Raw genomic sequence first — 5,599 nt, 5'->3', positions numbered from 1 at the left:
TTTATTCTATCTTTAGATCCAATATTTCCTGGATTGATTCTAATCTTATCAATTCCGTTTTTAATTGCTTCTAAAGCGAATTGATAACTAAAATGGATATCGGCGACAATCGGTACATTTACTTCTTTTTTAATTTCTTTTATCGCGATTGCATCATCCATATCAAATATCGCTAAACGTACTATCTTGGCCCCAGCCGTAGCTAGTTCTTTTATTTGATGTACAGTTGCTTCTATATTATTTGTCTTTGTTGTTGTCATTGATTGAATAACAACTTCGTTATTTCCACCAATCTTAACATCTCCGACTAAAACTTGTTTTGTCTGATTTCTTTTTATCATATTATCACCCATTTCATTATACATTAAAGCACTAAAAAAATACATAAATGTATTGATTTTTATAAAGATAAGTGATATATTATAAAAGACTTTTATCAAGGAGGATTCTAATGAGAACATATTTTAATATGAGATGTACAGAATGTAAAAACGAGAACTATCGTATGCATAAAAATAAAAAACTTCACCCGGAAAAATTTGAGACAAAAAAATATTGTCCTAAATGCCGTAAACAAACAAATCACAAAGAGAAAAAATAAAAACTTCTTTAACAAGAAGTTTTTTTATTAGGAGGGTAATTATGAGTACATATTTAATTGGTATTGATGTTGGTGGAACAACAGTGAAAATTGGTAAGTTCCTTCATACAGGAGAAATGATTAATAGTTACGAAATAAAGACCGACACATCAGATAATGGTAAGAATATTCTTTTTGATATTTATCGATCATTACTGGATAGAGAAGAAGACTTAAATGAAATTATTGGTTATGGATTTGGTGTACCAGGTCCTGTGACAAATAATATCGTGACACAATGTGTGAATTTAGGTTGGGAAAACTATGATATAAGAGAGCGTTTTGGAGCGATGGTTCAAAACAATAATATCTTTGTCAACAATGACGCGAATGTAGCTGCCTTAGGGGAGTTATTTGGTGGTGCCGCAAAAGGTAAAAAAGATGTCGTTATGATGACACTTGGTACAGGACTTGGTGGTGGAGTTATAGCAAACTCGATCCCCGTTGAAGGTCATGATGGTGCTGGTGGAGAATTAGGACATATGATAGTAGACATACACAATGGAAGACAGTGTAACTGTGGTTCTAAAGGTTGTTTAGAAACAATCGCAAGTGCAACAGGAATTGTACGTGAATTTAAACAGTTACGTGACGAACTAACAATGCCTTCGATATTAGATAAAAGAAAATATATAAGTGCAAAAGCGGTCATGGATGCCGCTAAAGATGGTGATCAGTTATCAGTGAATACAGTTGATAATGTTGCATTCTTCCTAGGGTATGCTTGTCATATTATAAGTATAACAACAAATCCAGAAGTAATTGTAATTGGTGGAGGAGTTTCAAGAGCTGGCTCTTTCTTATTATATAAAATAGTAAATGAATTCCGCGAATACAAATTTTCAGCAGTGAAAGAAACAAAAATCGTTTTAGCAGAATTAGGAAATGATGCAGGCATGTATGGTGCTGCATTACTCGTTTTAAATGGTTAAAGCGTTAATCAATCAATTTGCGGAAAATACATATATTGTAGTAGAAAAAAAAGAAGCAGTTATTATAGATCCAGGAGCTTCACTTGAAGAAATCAAAGAATACATAACAACAAATGATTTAACACTGAAATATGTATTACTAACACACGGACATGTTGATCATATCATTTGTGTAAATGATTTAATCGCAGAATATGATATTGATGTATACATCCATGAATTAGAACGTGATTTCCTATTTGATCCTAACTTGAATTTATCAGGAACTATGTATCAAAAGATAATTGTTCAAAGTAAAAAGAATGTTAAGTCATTTAAGGATGGTTCAATCTTTATGCTAGGTGATAAGGAAATAGTAGTTCTTCATACACCAGGACATACAAGAGGAAGCTCATGTTTCTCATATAAGAGAGTCGTATTTGTTGGAGATACTATCTTTACAGATGGTGTTGGAAGAACGGATTTACCAACTGGAAGTAATGTAAAATTAGAAGAGAGTATCAATAAATTATTAAATCATTACGGTGATAACACGATTCTTAATTCAGGTCACGGAAAGCATACAACGGTCTTAACACAAAAGAATAGAAACCCATATTATCACGGATAACAGCCCTAATAGGGCTGTTTTTTATTTTTTAGCACTCAATACTTGACACTGCTAAAAATGTAGTATATAATACTATTAGCATTCTAGATAGAAGAGTGCTAACGGAGGTGAATTCATGCTCACTACAAGACAAGAAATGATTTTAAAATTAATTGTTGAAGAGTACATAAAAACAGCTGAACCTGTTGGTTCAAGAATATTATCAGAACAACTCGAATTTAGTTCAGCAACAATCAGAAATGAAATGGCAGATTTAGAAGAATTAGGGTTTCTAGAAAAAACACATACATCCAGTGGTCGTATACCAAGTGATAAAGGGTATCACTATTATATAGAAAGATTACTAAACGATAATAAGTCGTACAATGATACTTTCAGAGTAATAGATGAAATCTTTGAACAAAGTGATGTTAGACGTGATGAGGCTATTACACAAGCTATGAACCTTTTGTCACAAATAACAAACTACACAACAGTAGCACTAGGTCCAAACGCATATGACTCTAAAGTGAAGAAGATAGAATTGATTCCATTATATGAGAATGTATGCATGATATTGGTTGTTACAAATAGAGGGCATGTTGAGAGTAAACAAATTAGTTTACCCGAACATACTGAAATTGATGATATGAAACGTGTAATTGAAATATTCAATGAAATTTTATATGATTGTCCTATTTCACAAGTTAGTGAAAAACTTCACTATGAAATCAATACTGAGAAAATAAAGGAAATCATGATCTACAACAAAACAATTGTAGAAACATTCTTAGAAGCATTTACAAAATTCACACAAAGTAAGTATTATCTATCAGGAAAGAATAATATGTTATATCAACCAGAGTTTGCCAATGTTGAAAAAGTTAGAGAATTATTATCATTCTTTGAACAAAACGACATATTCAAACTAGTTGAAAATACAAAACAAAAAGGACTAACCGTCCGTATTGGTAAAGAAAACGCAGTGAGTGCTATGCAAGATTGTACCGTCATCACAGTTCCATACGAATTGAATGATAAAGAATCAGGTACAATAGCTATCGTAGGACCTACAAGGATGGAATACAACAGAGTAATTCCATTAATCAAATACTTGGCAATGCATATGTCAAAACTGTATAAGGAGTAAAGCAATGGCGAAGAAAAAGGATGTAGCTGAAGAAGTTACAGAGGAAATCAAAGAAGAAATAACAGAAGAGGTTGTTGAACAAACTCCTGAAGAGATTATTCAAGAGTTAGAACAAGCAATCAAAGATTTAAACAACGAAATGCTGAAACAAAGAGCAGATCTTGAAAACACAAAAAAGAGATTAGAAAAAGAAAGAGTAATCGAAAGAAAATACTCAGCAATGAATTTTGCAAAACACATTCTAACACCAATGGATAACTTCGAACTAGCGCTGAATCATATAGAAGAAAAAGAAGAAACAAAAGCGTTAAAAGAAGGAATGACAATGATTATAAAGCAGTTTGCCAAAGTCTTAGAAGACGAAGGTGTATCTGAAGTTGGACACAAAGATGAAGAACATGATCCAAACTTCCACCAAGCAATTATGACTGAAAAAATAGATGGTGTAGAACCAAATAAAGTAGTAGATGTATTACAAAAAGGATATTTATTTAAAGACAGGTTAATTAGACCTGCAATCGTAAAAATAAGCGAATAAAGGAGCATAAAATTATGGGAAAAATTATAGGTATTGACTTAGGAACAACAAACTCTTGTGTTGCTGTAATGGAAGGTAACGAAGCAAAAGTAATCGCAAATGCAGAAGGTGCAAGAACAACAGCATCAGTAGTTGCATTCAAAGACGGAGAAATCCAAGTAGGTGAAGTAGCGAAACGCCAAGTAATCACGAATCCTCATACTGTATCTTCAGTAAAAAGATTAATGGGTACAGGGAAACAAGTAGATGTGAACGATAAAACATATACACCTCAAGAAATCAGTGCAATGATCTTACAAAACTTAAAGAAAACTGCAGAAGACTACTTAGGTACAAAAGTAACAGAAGCTGTAATCACAGTTCCTGCATACTTCAATGATGCAGAACGCCAAGCAACAAAAGATGCTGGTAAAATTGCAGGATTAGAAGTAAAACGTATTATCAACGAACCTACTGCTGCAGCACTAGCGTATGGTATTGATAAAACAGACAAACACCAAACAATCTTAGTATACGATTTAGGAGGAGGAACATTTGATGTTTCTATCTTAGAACTAGCTGAGGGTACATTTGAAGTTATAAGTACTGCTGGAGACAACCGTCTTGGTGGAGATGACTTTGATCAAAAAATCATCGACTGGTTAGTTGCTGAATTCAAAAAAGAAACTTCAGTAGATTTATCAGTAGATAAAATGGCTGTTCAACGTCTAAAAGACGCAGCTGAAAAAGCTAAAAAAGATTTAAGTGGAATCACAAGTGCACACATAAGCTTACCATTCATTAGTGTTGGAGCGTCTGGACCTGTCCATTTAGAAAAAACATTATCAAGAGCTAAATTCAACGAATTAACTGGAGACTTAGTTGAAAAAACTATGGGACCTGTTAGACGTTCATTAAAAGATGCTGGAATGACTAAAAACGACTTACACCAAGTATTATTAGTTGGTGGATCTACAAGAATCCCAGCTGTACAAGATGCAATCAAACGTGAACTAGGTAAAGAACCAAACCGTGGAGTTAACCCTGATGAAGTAGTAGCAATGGGTGCAGCTATCCAAGGTGGAGTATTAGCTGGAGACGTGAAAGACGTATTATTATTAGACGTTACACCATTATCACTAGGAATCGAAACATTAGGTGGAGTAATGACTAAATTAATCGAAAGAAATACAACAATTCCTACATCTAAATCTCAAGTATTTAGTACAGCAGCAGATAACCAACCAGCTGTAGATTTACATGTATTACAAGGGGAACGCCCAATGGCACCTCAAAATAAAACACTAGGAAGATTCCAATTAACGGATATCCCACCAGCACCACGCGGGGTACCTCAAATCGAAGTATCATTTGATATTGATGTTAATGGTATCGTACATGTTAAAGCAAAAGACTTAGGTACATCTAAAGAACAATCAATTACAATTCAAGGAGATACTGGTCTTTCAGAAGCAGATATCGAAAGAATGGTAAAAGAAGCAGAAGAAAACGCAGACGCAGATGCAAAATTAAAAGAAGAAGCTGACGTACGTAACGAAGCTGATCAATTAGTATTCGCAGCTGAAAAAGCAATCACTGACTTAGGTGAACAAGTAACTGATGAAGAAAAAACAGATACAGAATCTAAAATTGCAGACTTAAGAGAAGCACTAAAAGGTACTGATCTAGAAGATATCAAAACAAAGAAAGATGCATTAAATGAAGTGGCTCAAGCTTTAGCTACTAAAGCATACCAACAAGCACAAGAAGC

7 protein-coding genes are annotated in these 5,599 nt (G+C 33.6%); 6 read left to right on the top strand and 1 reads right to left on the bottom strand.

Features of this window, described 5'->3' with window-relative positions; all coding sequences use genetic code 11:
• A partial coding sequence (locus tag AC2LE6_RS08400) for a flavodoxin-dependent (E)-4-hydroxy-3-methylbut-2-enyl-diphosphate synthase (RefSeq protein WP_484478811.1) occupies positions 1 to 341 on the bottom strand: 341 nt, incomplete at its 3' end.
• A 110-nt stretch (positions 342 to 451) separates the two neighbouring features.
• On the opposite strand from AC2LE6_RS08400, the gene rpmG reads away from it, so the two are divergent.
• The 6 genes from rpmG to dnaK all read left to right on the top strand — a co-directional run.
• Positions 452 to 601 carry a 50S ribosomal protein L33 gene (rpmG, locus tag AC2LE6_RS08395; RefSeq protein WP_484478810.1) on the top strand — a complete coding sequence of 50 codons (150 nt, stop codon included), beginning with the start codon at positions 452 to 454 and terminating at the stop codon, positions 599 to 601.
• A gap of 41 nt (positions 602 to 642) precedes the next feature.
• The gene (locus AC2LE6_RS08390) at positions 643 to 1,572 is read left to right on the top strand and encodes an ROK family glucokinase (RefSeq protein ID WP_484478809.1); all 930 of its coding nucleotides are present in this window, start codon (positions 643 to 645) and stop codon (positions 1,570 to 1,572) included.
• On the top strand, positions 1,565 to 2,182 hold the full coding sequence (locus tag AC2LE6_RS08385) for an MBL fold metallo-hydrolase (protein ID WP_484478808.1): 618 nt from the start codon (positions 1,565 to 1,567) through the stop codon (positions 2,180 to 2,182). The genes AC2LE6_RS08390 and AC2LE6_RS08385 overlap by 8 nt, the downstream gene beginning before the upstream one ends.
• Positions 2,183 to 2,297: 115 nt before the next feature.
• Positions 2,298 to 3,311 (top strand): heat-inducible transcriptional repressor HrcA, encoded by a 1,014-nt coding sequence (hrcA, locus tag AC2LE6_RS08380; protein ID WP_484478807.1) that lies wholly within the window; start codon positions 2,298 to 2,300, stop codon positions 3,309 to 3,311.
• Between the two features lie 4 nt (positions 3,312 to 3,315).
• A complete protein-coding gene (gene grpE / locus AC2LE6_RS08375) occupies positions 3,316 to 3,849 on the top strand; it encodes a nucleotide exchange factor GrpE (RefSeq protein ID WP_484478806.1) in 534 nt (177 codons plus the stop codon).
• Between the two features lie 14 nt (positions 3,850 to 3,863).
• On the top strand, positions 3,864 to 5,599 hold a 1,736-nt coding region (dnaK, locus tag AC2LE6_RS08370), incomplete at its 3' end, for a molecular chaperone DnaK (protein WP_484478805.1).

It is taken from the genome of Candidatus Izemoplasma sp., assembly GCF_982632705.1.
The sequence above is the reverse complement of the archived record's forward strand: the minus strand, read 5'-3'. Positions and strand labels throughout refer to the sequence as shown.

Bases quoted from the DNA above. Each gene is read 5' to 3' on its own strand.
- rpmG (WP_484478810.1), top strand. From the start codon at position 452: ATGAGAACATATTTTAATATGAGATGTACAGAATGTAAAAACGAGAAC.
- AC2LE6_RS08390 (WP_484478809.1), top strand. From the start codon at position 643: ATGAGTACATATTTAATTGGTATTGATGTTGGTGGAACAACAGTGAAA.
- AC2LE6_RS08385 (WP_484478808.1), top strand. From the start codon at position 1,565: ATGGTTAAAGCGTTAATCAATCAATTTGCGGAAAATACATATATTGTA.
- hrcA (WP_484478807.1), top strand. From the start codon at position 2,298: ATGCTCACTACAAGACAAGAAATGATTTTAAAATTAATTGTTGAAGAG.
- grpE (WP_484478806.1), top strand. From the start codon at position 3,316: ATGGCGAAGAAAAAGGATGTAGCTGAAGAAGTTACAGAGGAAATCAAA.